Here is a 17653-nt window from a genome sequence, read left to right as displayed (position 1 = left end):
CATTCGGCAGGTATTCGCCCCAGCATACCGCAATTCCCCACCTGTCTCTCTACAATCTGGTTACGCAAACCGTCTTGCCCGCGTAGCCAGATTGTATGATTTCTCAAACTGGTTACGCTCAGCACCACCACGACGCCACTGATTCGTACCACAGCGCAACGCCGATTGAATTGTATTCGATGCTGAAAGTTATCATAACGTTATCTGATTGTTCTGAATACCTAACAATCCACGATACGACCTGGCACGCCGAATAACGGCAGATTCCCGCCTGAATTCAAGCACGGCCACACACAGTGCGGTCGCCATCACCCTACTGAATAACAGAATCCCCGGATTCCTGCTGCAAATCAGAAATCCGGGGAAACCTAGGATTGCGGCCACACCGCGCTTTCAGCTCAAGAGTCCAGGAAATCCGCCTTGCATCACACCCAGTCAGATTCCCCATCGGTGGCTGCAGACGCATTCCCCTCCTGCTGCTGCGGCATCAGAATGTCCAGAATGCGCTGCATATCATCTGGCGACGAGAATGTAATCTCAATCCGCCCTTTCTTCTGATTACCCTTTATCGTAACCTTGGTGTCCAAGCGCTGTTCAAGGTGCTGCCGAATCGGAGAATCAGCCCACGGGTTCGTAACCTTCTTGTTCTCCTTCTTAGGCTTCTCCCCCGCCATGGTCTTCAACGCGACGATTTCCTCCGTGCTGCGTACGGAAAGACCCTCAGCGATGATTCTGTTGGCAAGCTTGTCCATATCTTCTTCATTGGACAACCCAAGCAATGCCCGCGCATGCCCAGCAGACAATACACCCGCGGCGACTTTCTTCTGGACTGAGGCCGGAAGATTCAGCAACCGTAAGGTATTCGCAATCTGCGGCCTAGACTTGGAAACGGACTTCGACAACTGTGCCTGGGTCAGTCCAAACTCATCAATCATCTGCTGATATGCAGCCGCCTCTTCAAGAGGATTCAAGGCAACTCGGTGCAGATTCTCAAGCAACGCGTCACGAAGCATGTTGTTGTCGGATGTCGTCTTGACGATCGCCGGAATGGTCTCCAGCCCCGCAAGCTGCGATGCTCTCCACCTGCGCTCCCCCATAATCAGTTCGTACGGTCGGCGCATCACATCGTTGGTATCGGCGGTATCGTTGGTATCAGCAGCATCCGCCTGATGTTCCGCCGATGCCACAATCTGTGATTGGGGGCGCTTGCGCACCACAATCGGCTGCAATACACCGACCTCGCGGATTGATTCAGCAAGCTCCCGCAACTCGTCCTCATCAAAGATGGTACGCGGCTGTTCTTTGTTTGGACCGATGGCATCCAGCCTCAACTCGGCCAGATAACCGCCCTGCACCGGTTTCAGTTCTTCGTTCCCGCTATCAATATCTGCCGATGTTTCACGTGAAACATTGTCATCCGTCGAACCATTTCCATTGTCGGTATCGGCGATTGCTTCGGTCGAACGAGCGCGGGATGCTTCCTCATTGATGACAGGCTTAACGTCAGTCGCACGATTCTGCTGTACCTTGTTCTCGTCTGCAGTACGCTTCTCTACAACCGTTTCCGTTGATTCCATTGCTCCGAAGAACACGTCGCTCGGATGGGTCATTTCTTCGAGCGACGGAATACTCATCCGATGCTGCAAACGTGATGGCCCATGCGCATGCTGCTTGGTATTGGCAGATTCAGATGAAACATGAGTCGATGTTGCAGATGTTTCACGTGAAACATCGTCATGCTTCCGCTGATGTTGCGGTCGCGCCTCTACCGAAGCCGTATCACGGGCAGTCGTCCGATTCTGCGCATGCTTGTTCTCACGCTGCGATGTGCTGGAGGATATCTTGTCATGCTTGACCGATGTGCTGACACCAGCCTCAACTGTGGCCGGATGATTTGGATCAGCGGCCTGTTGCTTGGGCTCATTCGGATCTCCAGGCAATGCGGGGAACAATGCTCCAAGTCCTTTGCCCAGACGTGACTTCGTTGCCATTCAGTGCTCACCTCGTTTTGCTTCCAAAGTTGCCAAGACCGCCGGAGATCTTCTCGCAATTTCAAGAGCCGCTTCCCCATAGGCAATCGCTCCCATGCCATGCGGGTCATATGCGATCACCGTCTGCTGGAAACTCGGCGCCTCTGAGATCTTGACCGAACGTGGAATCGTCGTGTCAAGCACAATATTGGGGTAATGGTTCTTCACTTCATCATAAACTTGACGGCTCAGAATCGTACGCTTATCGAACATCGTCACCAACATGGTGGATACCAACAGCACGGGATTGTAATGCTCCTGCACCAAACCGATTGTGTTGATGAGCTGCCCCAATCCTTCGAGCGCATAATACTCAGCTTGGATAGGAATCAGTACTTCTGTCACTGCACACATCGCATTGATTACCAGCAGGCCCAAGCTTGGCGGACAATCGACAAACACATAGTCGTAGGGCTCATCACATGATTCTAGATACTCATCTAAGGCATGCTTGAGCAAATCGGTCCTGTCGCCGAGATCGGCAATTTCAAGTTCCGCACCGCTCAAATCAATGGACGCCGGGACGACATCCATATGGTCAAATGACGGGCATTGCTGAATCGCTTCACGAATAGTCGTACGCCCCTCGATGACGTCATAAATCGAGGGTTCACCGGAGATGTGGTGCGCACCCAATGCCGTGGACGCATTGCCCTGAGGATCCATATCGAGAACAAGTACCCTTGCTCCACTATCCGCAAGAGCAGCCGCAAGGTTCACCGTGGTGGTGGTCTTGCCCACACCACCTTTCTGATTTGCGACCGCAATACGACGCGTTGATGCCGGCTTCGGGAACGTCACCATATGAAGAGCTTGATACCTGGTGGTTTCCTCGGCAATTTCGCTGCCGAGCGAATCTGCTTGGTCACCAAATATCCGACGGATGATATCCGAGGCGGAATCCATGGACCGACCCCCTTGCTCTGAACCTGTTGAACGTTGTGCAGCCGTCGACAAAGCTCCTCCTTGATATGCAGTTGTTCCAGTTTCCCCACTGCACTGGACATGCCCGGCAAGATATCCACCTCATTGTGGATAAATGTGGACAACAATGCATAACTCTGTGGATAACTTGGTTTCACGTCGCCACAAACCCGCAGGAATTCGCGGAAACAACATTTCCTGAAGGTAAACACAATTTTGTGGATAACTTTTTTCCCCACGTGAAATTGTGGATAACCTAGTTTCTCGAAACAGGAATGAGTGGTGTATAACCTATATTCGCAATATCCGTATCACATCCGACAATCAATCGTCAGATGTCCATGTTTCACGTGAAACATGGACAAGAATGTTGCGACGATGACGGGTGAGTGGCTGGTATCATCCACATAATTCATTGTTAATCGCGTAGCTCAACGCGAATGGATTTTGCCATGCCACCTCAGGTATACGGGAAACAACATGGTGGTTTGACTACATTGTTGACTATCCGACTTGTCTTTGTAGATGTCGATTCTCGTCCCGACGACGTTCCTGCCCCGGAGATATTCCTGATGTCCATCGTGATGCAGCTGTTTCCTTCATGCGCTCATAGGCACGGGCGGGCTTGTACAAGATTCTTGATTTCTTCACCTACAATATTCGACGTCAACAGATGGCGCGGCCACACGCACTCCGAGATTCACGCGCAAACGATTTATCACAGCACAGCAACAACTCCTGTTAGAGCACAACACAACATCATGAGCACCATGATTGATCCCATACGACCCTCCTCGCACTGTTCGTCGAACCAGCTCGCGCAACACAATTGATGGAACGATGTTTCACGTGAAACATTCCGTTCCGGTAATCCTGCAACCGATGAGCTTTGAGTGATTGTCACCTGATTCTGTTTATCACATCGAGAAGGTTCATCCAAACAGATTCGCACTCCACAACATCCATTGGCAGAACGGGGACATCGCGCAATCAAGAACACTCACTCACTAGCAATGTTTCACGTGAAACATCTGGTCTTGGAAATATCAACGTTCGCGGTGAAGTCATGTCAGATTCGAGTTCTGTTTTGAAGAATACAAGGCAGAGCACAATGCAACCGACCGAAGTAGATTTACAGGCGGAGGGATAGGCCGAAATTAACGAAAGCACCATAGATACAGATGACCGCTGGGATGCAATTTAACAGTCAGGAAGATGATTCCGGCGATACATAGTCCATTCATTGAGTTGCTGCACAGAGCAGTGAACTTGAGAGCGATTCATCCGTATTATCAACGATAGAGTCTCATCAAACGTACCCCCCTGACAAACTCAACTCCACATTCATCTTGAGGAGTGCACATCGAAACACCCTATTGATTCCCCATGCAGCAACACATGACAGCTTACCAACAATGTTTCAGGTGAAACATCATCCTTAATCACGCACTCACATGTCAAATCGGGTGCATCACGACGGACCTATTGAGCAGTGACGACGTGGACTTCTTAGTATTCTTCCCGTGGCATCCTTCATAAAGGAGAAGCCAGGTATCGACAACGTTTTTATCCATATCCTTTTTCGCTAATCTTGCAATGCGATTATGGTCGCCTTATTAGCGAGGCACAGACTAGTCGCAGATGACGTTCACAATTCGTGTTGACTATGAGATTTTGAATACAGCCGCTCGTTACAGCTACCAACTGACGCTGATGAACATGCAATCAATACATGGAACGGCGGCAACAACCCCTACAGAAGAACTTATCTGCATCTAGTGGTTCTACACACCGACACATGCTGTCTCATCGCCACACGGTTATTCACCGCTCAACTGTCCCAGCGCGAACAATTCAATATGAAGGCATTAGTCATTTGAAAGACTGCGGATCGAAGCAACGAATATCATCATTACCCTTCCCAAACCTGTTGATGTTTCACGTGAAACATCAACATCGCAGACCTGTACGAAAAATTCTTGATGCGGGCCCTCCCAATACGGAAGGTAGGCACTAAGTGAGAGGACGATATCGGCAGTAGCGCAGTACTATAGGACGTCCATACGCCGGTATTGACCACAGCGGCCTAACTATCGACGATGTTTCACGTGAAACATTCCACCAATATCAAATCAGTTCCAAAGTACCGATTGACGGGATTATCTGGCCAGTAGTGTTCAAATTCAATTGTCGGACATCACCCACCGAGCAACATATCTCCAGCACCTCAGGCATTCCGGTACTTCAACAACAGCCGTCTATACCACGAAAAACCCAGGGTCGAACGAAACAATGGGTGCCTACATCTTGTCCACCAACACCACATGCGTCGGTTCAAGCCCCTCCCCCACGGGCGCGAGACACACACGTGCATGACCGCCGTGGAATTTGCGAATCATCTTCTCCGCCTTATCAAGTTCAATCTGCGCGGAACGACCTTTTAAAGCGATGAGTTGGCCGTGCGGCTTCAGCAACGGCAGGGTCCAACCGGAAAGCTTGGTCATCGGCGCAACAGCCCGGCAAGTAACCGCGGCGAACGGCTCGATATCATGCTTTCTAATCTGGTTGATGACTTCCTCGGACCGCGCACGCACAATCTTGACATTCTCAAGTCCGAGCTGTTGCACGCACTCCTCGAGCCACTCAACACGACGCTCCATAGGTTCAATAAGGGTGAACTCGCAGTCAGGCAGGCAGGCTGCTGCAACAATACCGGGAAAACCGCCACCACTACCGACATCGGCGACCCGCTTCTTGGCATCATGCGAAGTGACTTTACGAATGAAAGGCACCACAGCGGCCGAATTCAGAATATGGCGTTCCCACACAATACGAACATCGCGGGGCCCAATCAAACCACGGGGCTCTCCTTCAGCCATGAGCTTGTCATGGAACCGCTGCAACACCGGGTAGGCGTCGCCGAGAATCTGCTGCGGCAGTGGGGAGCCATCAAGCTCATCAACAGCCGCATCTTGAGGTGTCTGTTCTTGTTCAATCATGAATGCACGTCCTTCTGTAATGATTTCAATGTACTCGAATCACCGGATGATACATATACAGCTGTTTACCAGCTTTCATTCAGTTAAAGCCCTCCGCAACTGGACGCAACAGCCTCCAACCGGTTTGCACCAGCCACAGCCAGCCCCAACCCAACCGAAACCAACCGCACCAACAACGCCTCTTCCCGCACACAATCCCCGAAATCAGCCACCACCCATCCCAAAGAAAGTGCGGTTGCACAAACACGCAGCACAAAGCAGCTCCGTATTCGCACAACCGCATTCAGCATCAGTGCTCATCACCAGATGAGCCGAAACGACTGAAATCAGGCTTCGACGTCACCCGTTTCATCAGCCTCGTCGTCATATTCGTCATCGTAATGCTGATCGTCATCGACGGCGGAAGCCTTGAGATAGATGGTGACATGACGGTTCGGTTCCTCGCCGTGCGAACGGGAGCGCAGCCCCTCTTCGCGGACCAGGTCATGAACCACCTTGCGTTCGAAGGAATTCATCGGCTTCAAATCGACAGGCTCGCCGGTTTCGCGCACTTCGTCGATGGCATCAAGCGCAATATCGCGCAGGTGTTGACGCTTGTGCTTGAGGAATCCGTCAACATCCACAATGAGATGCGACCGCTCACCCGTCTTCTGCTGCACCGCGAGCCGTGACAGTTGCTGCAGAGCGTCCACCACCTCGCCGTTCTTGCCGACCAGATGCTTGATGTCGTCGTCATCGTCGGCAACAATCTGCACAACTGGTCGGTTGTTGCGAATGCCCATCTCGATATCACCGTCATAATCGGCAATATCGAGAAGGCCTTCAAGATAATCCGCGGCGATATCAGCTTCCTCATTGAGCTGGTCGATCGTCTTTTCATCATCCTGTGCCATGTGGTACTCCTTGTCGGCTGTATAGGTCAAGTCTAATGGATGGACGGAAATTCGCCGCATCTGCGGACATCACGAATGTTGCTCGGCGCATCCCGTCTTCGTGTCCTGGGGTTCAGGCTTGTGCCGGGGATTCCGGCAGTCGTCGCGGCTGACGCAATGCCGTCAACGCACTGGTGGCGCCGGTATAGCCTGACATACCGGCGCCACCATGGGGTTATTTCTTCTTCTTGCGCTTCGGCTGCTTGCGCTGGAACCCTTCGGTCTCACGACGAGCGGCCTCGTCCTTAGCCTTCTGCAGTTGCTCTTCCTCGAGCGACGGCTCACCGGCGCGCTTGCGACGGGCGTTCTCGCGCTTGTGGTCGCGAATTTCCTTGTCTTCCGCAGCGGGCGATCCCGGCGTCGGGAAGGTGTAAATCTGCCACAGGGAACGCAGGAAGTTGCACACGTTATTGGTCAGCCAGTAAATCAGCACGGCGAACGGGAAGTTCAGACCGGAGAAGATGTACATGATCGGGAACATCCAGGTCATCGCCTGCTGCATGCGGTATTGCTGGCCCTGCATCGAAGCTCGGGGCAGGTTGCGCCGCATGTTGTAGAACTGCATGAGCCACATGAAGAAGCACATGAGCGCGATGAAGATGCCGATGACGATCTTCGCATGCGTATCGGCGTGCATGAAGCGCGTGGTGATGTTCACACCGAAGTTCGAGCTGTCGGAGAACTGCTGCGCGGTGGCCTTGTCAAAGGCACCGAGCGGGGCGCGCTTGCCCTTGGCGATGTATTCGATGGCAGAGAGCACATAGAACATGCACATGAATACAGGACCCTGGATGAGCATCGGCAGGCAGGAACCGGCCGGGTTGGCATCGTTGTCCTGATAGAGCTTCATGAGCTCGCGGCTCATGGCGTCCTTGCTGGCCTGGTCGTTCTTGCCCTTGTACTTGTTCTGGATGTGCTGCATTTTCGGCTGGAGCGCCTGCATCTTGCGCATCGAACGCATCTGCTTGATGAAGATCGGCAGAATGCACGCGTGCACCACGATCACCAGGAAGATGATGGACAGCACCCAAGAAACACCGACGGCGGGCATGCCGAGCAGCGTCAGGAACTTGTGGAAGATGGCCATGATCTGGGTCATCAACCATTCGACCGGGGTTAACAGCTTGTACAGCCAGCCCCAAAAGCCGCTGTCAAGCAAGAACTGATCAGTATTGGTATTCATCGATCAGGCCATCTCCTTCGTGTGCGAGGCCAGTGGCGTCAGTCGCGGCTCCTCATGGGCCTTCGACCAGGAATATCGATAGAACAGCGAGAAACGCTGCGGAACGTCGTCAATACCGCCACGGCTCCATGGACGGCATCGCAGCAGACGCAACAATGCCAGTGTTCCGCCGCGCACTATGCCGAAGCGTCGGATGGCTTGCAGGGCATAGTTCGAACAGGTCGGATAGTATCTGCACCGTGCCGGCGTATTCGCAGAGATATTCCTCTGATACCAGCGGATGGCACGAATCGCGGCTTGCGTTGCAGTTGACATATCGACCGCTTACTTGCCTTGGGCCACCCGTGCGCCGACGGACGCGAACAAACGCTCGACCTGGCGGTCAAGGGATTCGAATGGCGCGTGCGCGGCTGATGGTTTTGCCCGCATGACGATATCGCAATGATCGGGCAATAATTGCTCGTGATTCCGCGCCAAGACGCGGAACCTGCGTTTTACCTTGTTGCGGGTTACGGCGTGTCCCACCGATTTGGATACGGCGAGCCCAAGACGTCGGTACGATGGTGTTCCAAGCGTTGAGTCAGTGGAATCCGTACGCCCGGCCGTCTCGGCGGACTGGGCGTTTGGGGTGCTGATGACGCCCGATTGGGCGCATGAATGTGAATCGTCGCGCACCAGATAGTGCACGACGATGTCATGGTCGCTGACTTTGCGGCGACGTTTCAGCACGGTGACGAAGTCACGGTGGCTTTTAAGCCGCTCCACTGCTCAGTTCGCCGGTTCAGGCAGACAGGGTCTTGCGGCCCTTGGCGCGACGACGGTTGATGACGGCGCGGCCGGAACGGGTGCGCATACGTGCGCGGAACCCGTGCTTCATGTGACGACGGCGGTTATTGGGCTGGAATGTCCTCTTCATAATTTACGCTCCCGGTTTTTCAGCCATGCAAAAGCACGGCTCCTCATGAGTCAAGCTCTACTAAACTACTCTCACCCCTACCCATTCGTCAACACGACACAGCATGTGGATAATTCCTCAGAGTTTTCCACATCGCTTGCCAACCGGCGAATCAATCCCTGTAATTCCCGAAAAACGTTGAAATCACAACGAAACCAAGAGGAAAGTTATCCACAAATTACACTGATGTTATTCACATTTCAGCAATTTCAACACGCAAGGCTGTGGATAACTTCCCGGATTCGGTGTAAACATACACTACGGTATTGTTCTCATATACAGATGGGAACACGAGGTATGCACGAAAGGATGAGGCCGCATGGCGAACAGCTCGCAAGATCCGGCGACCCAGGCCGTGCATATCTGGTCGGATGTACTCGCCGTACTCAAGCATGATGCATCATTGACCGCACGGGACAAGGGATGGTTCGAAGGCGTCATCCCAGAAGCCGTGTTCGGCACCACCATCGTGCTCACGGTCACCAACGCCGCGACGCAGAAGGCGTTGCAGACCGACCTTAATCAGCCTCTGCTCAAAGCGCTCAAGTTGTGCACCGGAATGGACATGTTCCCGGCGTTCAAAATCGAGCCGCACCCCGAGCCGCTCGCTCCACAGCCGGACATCACCATGCCCGACGCCGCGCCGAGATCAGACGCGCAAGGGGAAACCCCCTACCCCGGTCACGCCAATGTCCCTACCGGACAGCAGCAGTCGGCCGCGCAACAATCTTCCGTCCAACAAACCCCGGCATGGGGATCGGGACAGGCTTCGCAGCCCCAATTCGCCGAGTTCCAGCAGCCTGCCATGATGCCTCACCAAGCCACGCACCCGATGCAGTCCGAGACGACGACGCCGATGCATCAGGATCGCGGTCAGATGCCCGGCCAATATCAGCAATCTTCCGGACTCAACGAGCAACACGCCGCCAATGCGTATGGCCAGTATGTTCCCGGATATCAGCAGCCGACAACCCAGCCGCAACATATGGGGCAACCGACCGGCGCCGCGATATACGAGCAACAACCAGTGCACTATGGTGCAGATCAACCGGGTTCCGCAGCGGCCATGCCGTCGACTGCCGCCCAGCCCCATACACCGGCGCCCGTCCCGAATCAGCCTGAAATCCCGTCAACCGTGCCTTCAGGTGTGCCAGATCGGGAGAATTTCAATATCGACCAGCATCGACCCGCCCTCGATCCGGAAACCCATCTCAACAAGAACGCTACCTTCGAAACCTTCGTTCCCGGCGATTCCAACCGTTTCGCGCGTACCGTCGCCATGGCAGTGGCTGAGGGATCCGGCAAGGATTTCAACCCGTTGTGTATCTACGGCGGTTCAGGATTGGGCAAAACCCATTTGCTCAACGCCATCGGCAATTACGCGCTGATTAAGGACCCCACACTCAAGGTGCGGTACGTTACCAGTGAGGAATTCACCAACGAATTCATCGAGGCGCTGCAGAATCCGAACCAATCCCAAGGCCAAATCGCCGATTTCAACCGACGTTACCGTGAAGTCGACGTCCTGCTCATCGACGATATCCAGTTCCTCGGTGGCAAGGAAGCGACGCTCGACAGCTTCTTCCACACCTTCAACACGTTGTATCAGGCGAACAAGCGCATCGTGATTGCATCCGATGTGGCGCCGAAGAACCTCAAAGGCTTCGAGGCCCGCCTGATTTCACGATTCGAATCCGGCCTGACAGTGGATGTCAAGCCGCCGGATCTGGAGACCCGCATCGCGATTCTGCGCATGATCGCCTCGATGAACCATATGAAAATCCCGAACGATGTGCTTGATCTCATCGCCGAACGGTTCACTGAGAACATCCGCGAGCTGGAAGGCGCGCTGACACGAGTCTCCGCAGTGGCGTCACTGAACAACCAGCCGGTGACTCGTGCGCTTGCCGAGCAGACCCTGCAGGATTTCTTCTCGACGGATGTGGAGATCAAACCCACCGATATCATCACCCAGGTGGCGAAGTATTTCCACCTGACCTTTGACGATCTCGTGGGGCGCGCCCGCACGAAGAACATCGCGTTGGCGCGGCAGATCGCCATGTATCTCGCCCGTGAGATGACCAGCATGAGCCTGGTCGATATCGGCGAGGTATTCGGCGGGCGAGACCATACGACGGTGATGCACGCCTACACGCGTATTAGCGACGAAATGAAAGAAAAGCAGGAGACGTACAACTACGTCATGGAATTGACGGTTCGTCTCAAGCATCATTCCACCGAACAATAAATCCTGGACCTGTCCGATCAACCAAGTTGAGCCAGGGACGCGGGCCGGTTTGAAATACGCCTCACGGGCAGTCATATCAGGGGTCCAATCGGGTGACGTCTTGCGTCCAATTCCATGTTCTGTGCGAGACAACGACGCTCACAGCAGGATTTTGACGAATTCAAAATCATCCACCATGGTGGATACGACACACCGAGACTGTGGAGAAATCAGAAAAAAGTTATCCACCGCGTTATTCACAATTGTGGGTAAACCGTGCGAATAACTCGTGGGCAACCTCAGAAAAGCTGTGGATAACTCGTGGATGATTCGGCTTCCGTTGTGGATAACTTTTCAGCGACCTTCTCGCTGTGGATAACTCCCTAGGTTATGCACAGGCTATTCAGGAGTTATCCACATTCCGTGGGTGATTGTGAAGTCTTGCCGCTGTAGGCCTGCATGCACTTATCCACACTATCCACCGGGATTATTACGAAGGCTATTGTTGCTCTTACGTATCATCATCGACATCATCATGCCGCACGCTTCGCACGGACGAATCCGGCTGGGAAGTCCGGCTAGAATAGCCACAGAACACCAATCGAAACGAGGAAGCATGAAAGTCGAAGTGAACACGACCTCGCTTGCGGACGCTGTCGCATGGACCACGAGGGTTATCGACGCACGTCCCGCAAGCCCAATCCTTGCAGGCATCAAGCTGGAGGCCATTGATGGGACACTCCAACTGTCTGCATTCAACTTTGAAATCTCGGCGCGAGATCATATCGAAGCCGGCGTCGATGAATCAGGCAGCACCGTGGTCCAAGGCAAGATTCTCGCGGACATTACCCGGTCGTTGCCTTCCGAGAAGACGTATTTGTCCACTGAAAACTCGACACTGATCATCACTTCGGGCAAGAGCAAGTTCACCATGCAGCTCATGCCAGAAAGTGAATATCCTGATTTGCCAGTCGTTCCGCCGATTTTGGGCAAAGTTGATGGGGAAACCTTCCATCAGGCGGTGGACCAGGCGTGCGTGGCTGTTTCGCGTGAAGAAACCCGACCGGTACTGACCGGTGTGTTCATGCAGTTCGAAGGCGACAAGGTCGTCATGACCTCGACCGACCGATTCCGTCTGTCCCGTGCAACGTTCACCTGGTCGCCGGAAAATCCGGATGTCTCGACCAACACCTTGCTGCGTGGTTCGCTGTTGCGCGACATCGCAAAAACGTTGAACGAAAGCCAAAACGTCACCATCAACTTCAGCCAGGACAACCCCTCGCTCATCGGTTTCGAGAACGCCGGTCGGGTGTCCACGTCCCAACTGATTGACGGTGAGTTCCCTGCAATCGACCGGTTGTTCGCTGACGAATATCCGATTCAGGCGGTCATCGACAAGCAGCAGCTGATCAACTCGATCAAGCGTGTATCGCTGGTCGCGGAGCGCAACGCACCAATCCGGATGGCATTCTCCGGTAGCGAGTTGACGCTGAGCGCCGGTGTCGCCGACGAAAATCAGGCGAGCGATGTGCTCGACGTCGATTTTGACGGCGATGACATCACCGTTGCATTCAATCCGTCCTACCTGATTGAAGGATTGAGCGCGATTGCCGAACCGTTCGTGCGCATGAAGATGACGACAGCGGTGAAGCCGGTTGAATTCAACGGTCAGCAGGAGCAGGATTCAGACGAATCTATGGATTACCGGTATCTGCTGGTTCCGATGCGCTTCAGCAACTGAGTTTGGACTGGGCATCTGAGCCCGAATCAGGCAATCGCCGTCGGCAAGGTGGTGTGGATAACCCTGCCGACGGCGAAATCCTTGTCTGAGCGCGATCGTACTGAACGGCGAGGTGCTGCGAGATTCTTCCACGGCCGTGCCGCATGTGGCGGTCGGCCACGAGAAACCCTCTCAGACACGGAATATGACAATTCGACAGTTATCCACAGGCTTTGTCGGCCAGCCAAAAGACCTAGAAAGGACGGGCGGCGATGAGCGTAATCGTCTCGCGACTGGCGCTCGACCATTTCCGGTCGTGGGATCATTGCATCATCGACCTGCCTGAGGGGGTCACGGTAATCCAGGGCGCCAACGGCATGGGCAAAACCAATCTGGTCGAAGCAATCGAAGTGCTGTCCACCGGGTCGAGTCACAGAACATCAAGCTCACTTCCGCTTGTCCAACGAGGATACGACTCGGCTACGGTCCGGGCTAATATCGTGGATACCAACGCCGCAGACGGCGAGGCAGCCGGGTCGCAACCGCGCAATATCGCGGAATCAGCCAATACTGAATCGGCACCAGATTCCTTTGGATCAAGTTCGGAAGGGCAGATTGGAAAACTGAATTCGAATCAGGATTCACTTCAGAATTCACCCTCTAACCATGACGATGCGGCACAACCAGGCCGCAACACCCAAGAGCGCACTTCCTACACCACCATCGAACTGACCATCCGCGCCCACGGGGCGAACCGGGCGCGCATAGACGGCGGTGCCTCGATGTACATGCGCGACATTCTCGGCCGGATCCCCAGCGTCTCGTTCACGCCGGAAGACCAGCGTCTGGTGTCGGGCGACCCTGCGACTCGACGCGGATTCATTAACCAGGCGGGGGCGCTGCTCATCCCCGGATACGACGAAGTCCACCAGACATGCGCCAAAATCGCCAGACAACGGGCCGCGCTGCTCAAACAGCTGGGAAAATCCTCCGTTCAGGACGGGCGATACGACGATCGGTACGGGCAGAGCGTCCCAAGCGGTGCCGATGCCGGACAGGCGGCCGCGATGCAACCCGCGCTCAGCGGATTGGAGATCTGGACCGGGCAGTTCATCGAGTCAGGCGTTGAACTCACGCGTATGCGCAAGCGCCTCATCGACCAGCTCGCTCCCCTGTTCTCCCGGAACTACGATGCCTTGTCGGGAAGCGAACAGCACGCCTCGCTCGCCTATCTCCCCTCATTCGACGAGGTGCTGGAAGAAGGCGAGCCGCATCAGCTGATCAGCCGGCATTTCCAACGAATCTACCCGGGCGAAGTGGCGCGCGGCCAGAATCTAATCGGTCCTCATCGCGATGACATGGCCATGACGTTGGGCGGCGCCCCGGCCAAGGAATTCGCATCCAACGGCGAAATGTGGACGATGGCATTGGCACTCAAAATGGCGCTTGCCGCCTTGGTTGAGCAAGCTACAGGCAACGCCCCGATGGTGATCCTCGACGATGTGTTCGCTCAGCTTGACGAGACGCGTCGGCGGCAGATCCTTGAATTCGCCGTCCGGCGGGACCAAGTGCTGATTACCGCCGCTGCGGCCGCAGACGTGCCTGATTTGTCGCCGTATGGCACGCATGCGCGGATTGTCGATATTGCCGCTCTCCGGCGTCAAAGCGACGATGCGCAAGCCGGGCAGCTGCTGACGGACGAGACCGTCGCACGAATCAAGGCCGCCCGGCGACAGGCCGACGCGGAAGGCGAGGCATCGGCATGAACAAGCCGGTCGCACGCATGCTCAAACTTGATCCGAGAAAGCTGCCGGCACAGGTGTTCCAACGCTATGCCGCGCGGGCGGGCATCATCCGCGACAGGCAGGAGCGCGAAGCGAAGGCCTGGGAGAGCTTCGGCAAACCGGGCAGAGACCCCAACACCCTCGGGTCGTTGGTCACCCTGCTGGCGAAAAACGGCAACTGGACCCCGCATCTCAAGCTCGCCCAGCTGCGCAACCATTGGGATCAGGTGGTCGGCCCGCAAATCGCGCAGCACTCGGTGGTCGCCTCGTTCAATGACGGAATCCTCGTGATTCGGGCGGAATCCCCGGCATGGACCACGACGTTGACGTATATGATTCCGCAGCTGACCGATACCATCAAGGAACGTCTTGACGGGCTTGATATCTCCCAGATTCGCGTGACCGGGCCTCAAGCGCATCCATTCACCCGTGGCCGCTACGGCAGATACCGACGATAGCGTGGAATAAAGGGCTTGAAAACCGCGAAATATCGCGGAATGTCTTGTATTGCCCTCAGAGCCGCAAAGTCCCCCTTGATGTGTAGAATCACGTACAGTACTGTAAAACGCCTAGAAGGCCCCGTTATTTTCGTTCTAGGGTGTATCGACCGTGTCGGCAGGGGCGCCGCGCGGTGTGCTGGAAGGAATTTGTGTGGCAGACGCTGAAGCTGATTCGCTGAACAATGCTGCGCCCGGGCAGGGCGGGGTACCATCGCAGACAGGTAATGAATCCAAGGCCGAACTCAACGACAAGGTCAACGACGCCATCGCCAACGACAAGCTCGAGAACGCCCAGCTTGATGATTCGCTGTCGCCGGACCATTACGACGCCAGCGATTTGCGTGTGCTGGAAGGGCTTGAGGCGGTGCGTATCCGTCCGGGCATGTACATCGGCTCGACCGGTCCGCGAGGCCTGCATCATCTGGTCTACGAAATCGTCGATAACTCGGTGGACGAGGCCCTCGCCGGCTTCGCTACCCATATCGAAGTGACCATCCTGCCGGACAACGGCATCCGCGTGGTGGACGACGGCCGAGGCATCCCGGTCGACATCGTGCCGGGCGAAGGTGTCTCCGGTGTTGAGACGGTTATGACCAAGCTGCACGCGGGCGGCAAGTTCGGCGGCGGCGGCTACGCGGTCTCCGGCGGTCTGCACGGCGTGGGTATCTCCGTGGTCAACGCGCTGTCGACTCGCATGGAGATTGAGGTGCGTCGTCAGGGCTTCCATTGGACCCAGACATATATCGACCAGCATCCGACGGCACCGCTCGCCCAAGGCAAGCCCATGGAGGACGGCGAATCGACCGGCACCTCCGTGACCTTCTGGGCTGACCCGAAGATTTTTGAAACCACGGTCTACGATTTTGAGACCCTGCGTTCGCGTTTCCAGCAGATGGCCTTCCTCAATCGCGGTCTGCGCATCTCCCTGACCGACCTGCGTGAAATCGACCAAGCGGGAGACGAGGTGACCGGCGACGGCGACAACCCGGTGCAGGAACTCCATCGTTCCGTGACGTACTGCTACGAGCACGGTATCAAGGATTACGTGGCATATCTGGTCAAAAGCCGCAAGACCACCCCGATCGAAGAGGAAGTCATCGATTTTGAGGCGGAAGACCTCAAAATCGGCATCTCCGCGGAAATCGCCATGCAATGGACGACCGCCTACTCCGAATCCGTGCACACCTTCGCCAACACCATCTCCACAACCGAAGGCGGCACCCATGAGGAAGGCTTCCGCGCGGCGCTCACCACGCTTGTCAACCGGTATGCGCGCGAGAAGAACATCCTCAAGGAGAAGGACGACAACCTCTCCGGCGACGACGTGCGCGAAGGCCTGACCGCCGTCGTATCCGTCAAGCTCACCAACCCGCAGTTCGAAGGACAGACCAAGACCAAGCTCGGCAATTCCGAAGCGAAGACCTTCGTACAGCGTGTAATGACCGACAAACTCGGCGACTGGTTCGACGCACACCCTGCCGAGGCCAAAAGCATCATCCAGAAGGCGATTGAGGCTTCCCGCGCCCGTATCGCCGCGAAGAAGGCCCGCGAATCGACCCGACGCAAGTCAATCTTCGAATCCGCAGGTATGCCGGACAAGCTCAAGGACTGCCAGTCCAACAATCCGGAGGAATGCGAGCTGTTCATCGTCGAGGGTGATTCCGCAGGCGGCTCCGCCATCCAGGGGCGCAACCCGATTACCCAGGCGATCCTGCCGCTGCGAGGCAAGATTCTCAACACCGAGCGCGCCTCCATCGACCGCATGCTCAAGTCCGACACCATCGAGTCGCTGATTACCGCGATCGGCGGCGGCTACGGCGAAGACTTCGACGTGAGCAAGGTGCGCTACCACAAGATCATCATCATGGCCGATGCCGATGTCGATGGCGCGCATATCGCCACGCTGAACCTGACGCTGTTCTTCCGCTACATGCGACCGATGATCACCGCCGGGTACGTTTATGTGGCCATGCCGCCGCTGTACCGCATCAAGTGGACCAAGGGGCCGCACTCCTTCGTGTACACGGACGCCGAACGCGACCGCGTGCTGCGCGAAGGCAAAGAATCCGGTCGTCAGCTGCCGAAGGGCGAAGGCATCCAGCGTTACAAGGGTCTGGGCGAGATGACCTATCAGGAGCTGTGGGAAACCACCATGGACCCCGACCATCGTATTCTCAAGCAAATCCATATCGAGGACGCGGCGCAGGCGGACGAGACCTTCTCCATGCTGATGGGTGACGAGGTCGAGCCCCGGCGCCTGTTCATTCAGCGCAACGCGCACGACGCACGATTCATCGACGCGTGACCGTACAACGCCGGAATCCGCTGTTTTCCACGGGTTCCGGCACGGAAACCAGCACACTTCATCACTAGCCGTGCATCAGGCTAGCCATCCGACG

General features: G+C 55.5%; 13 protein-coding genes. 5 read left to right on the top strand and 8 right to left on the bottom strand.

What is annotated here, in order from left to right; all coding sequences use genetic code 11:
* Nucleotides 1-425: 425 nt before the first annotated feature.
* The 8 genes from ACI38B_RS03690 to rpmH form a co-directional block, all read right to left on the bottom strand.
* Nucleotides 426-1991, bottom strand: coding sequence for a ParB/RepB/Spo0J family partition protein (locus ACI38B_RS03690; protein ID WP_439729569.1), 1566 nt, complete (start codon nt 1989-1991; stop codon nt 426-428).
* Nucleotides 1992-2936, bottom strand: coding sequence for a ParA family protein (locus ACI38B_RS03685; protein ID WP_439729568.1), 945 nt, complete (start codon nt 2934-2936; stop codon nt 1992-1994). It abuts the gene before it with no gap.
* A 2318-nt stretch (nt 2937-5254) separates the two neighbouring features.
* Entirely contained in the window at nt 5255-5953 is a 699-nt protein-coding gene (gene rsmG, locus ACI38B_RS03680) for a 16S rRNA (guanine(527)-N(7))-methyltransferase RsmG (protein WP_439729567.1), read from the bottom strand.
* A gap of 326 nt (nt 5954-6279) precedes the next feature.
* Nucleotides 6280-6846, bottom strand: a complete 567-nt coding sequence (locus ACI38B_RS03675) for a Jag family protein (protein ID WP_033492898.1) — start codon at nt 6844-6846, stop codon at nt 6280-6282.
* 214 nt (nt 6847-7060) lie between these two features.
* A complete protein-coding gene (gene yidC, locus ACI38B_RS03670; protein WP_101451570.1) occupies nt 7061-8068 on the bottom strand; it encodes a membrane protein insertase YidC in 1008 nt (335 codons plus the stop codon).
* 3 nt (nt 8069-8071) lie between these two features.
* Nucleotides 8072-8383 carry a membrane protein insertion efficiency factor YidD gene (yidD, locus tag ACI38B_RS03665; RefSeq protein WP_015451360.1) on the bottom strand — a complete coding sequence of 104 codons (312 nt, stop codon included), beginning with the start codon at nt 8381-8383 and terminating at the stop codon, nt 8072-8074.
* Nucleotides 8384-8392: 9 nt separating this feature from the next.
* Nucleotides 8393-8833: a ribonuclease P protein component gene (rnpA, locus tag ACI38B_RS03660; protein WP_439729566.1), complete on the bottom strand. Its 441-nt coding sequence runs from the start codon at nt 8831-8833 to the stop codon at nt 8393-8395.
* Between the two features lie 16 nt (nt 8834-8849).
* Nucleotides 8850-8984 (bottom strand): 50S ribosomal protein L34, encoded by a 135-nt coding sequence (rpmH, locus tag ACI38B_RS03655; protein ID WP_015451361.1) that lies wholly within the window; start codon nt 8982-8984, stop codon nt 8850-8852.
* Nucleotides 8985-9342: 358 nt separating this feature from the next.
* Between rpmH and dnaA the strand changes: the two genes are divergently transcribed.
* From dnaA to gyrB, 5 genes are all read left to right on the top strand, one after another.
* Nucleotides 9343-11271 (top strand): chromosomal replication initiator protein DnaA, encoded by a 1929-nt coding sequence (gene dnaA, locus ACI38B_RS03650; RefSeq protein ID WP_439729565.1) that lies wholly within the window; start codon nt 9343-9345, stop codon nt 11269-11271.
* Nucleotides 11272-11866: 595 nt separating this feature from the next.
* The gene (gene dnaN / locus ACI38B_RS03645; protein WP_439729564.1) at nt 11867-12991 is read left to right on the top strand and encodes a DNA polymerase III subunit beta; all 1125 of its coding nucleotides are present in this window, start codon (nt 11867-11869) and stop codon (nt 12989-12991) included.
* A gap of 251 nt (nt 12992-13242) precedes the next feature.
* The gene (locus tag ACI38B_RS03640) at nt 13243-14736 is read left to right on the top strand and encodes a DNA replication/repair protein RecF (protein WP_439729563.1); all 1494 of its coding nucleotides are present in this window, start codon (nt 13243-13245) and stop codon (nt 14734-14736) included.
* Entirely contained in the window at nt 14733-15212 is a 480-nt protein-coding gene (locus tag ACI38B_RS03635; RefSeq protein ID WP_029576254.1) for a DUF721 domain-containing protein, read from the top strand. The genes ACI38B_RS03640 and ACI38B_RS03635 overlap by 4 nt, the downstream gene beginning before the upstream one ends.
* Before the next feature lie 307 nt (nt 15213-15519).
* Entirely contained in the window at nt 15520-17559 is a 2040-nt protein-coding gene (gene gyrB, locus ACI38B_RS03630) for a DNA topoisomerase (ATP-hydrolyzing) subunit B (protein WP_439729575.1), read from the top strand.
* Nucleotides 17560-17653 lie beyond the last annotated feature (94 nt).

Source organism: Bifidobacterium sp. (assembly GCF_051876855.1).
Taxonomy (GTDB): domain Bacteria; phylum Actinomycetota; class Actinomycetes; order Actinomycetales; family Bifidobacteriaceae; genus Bifidobacterium.
Note: the sequence above shows the minus strand (reverse complement) of the source record. Positions and strands in the feature narration are given on the sequence as shown.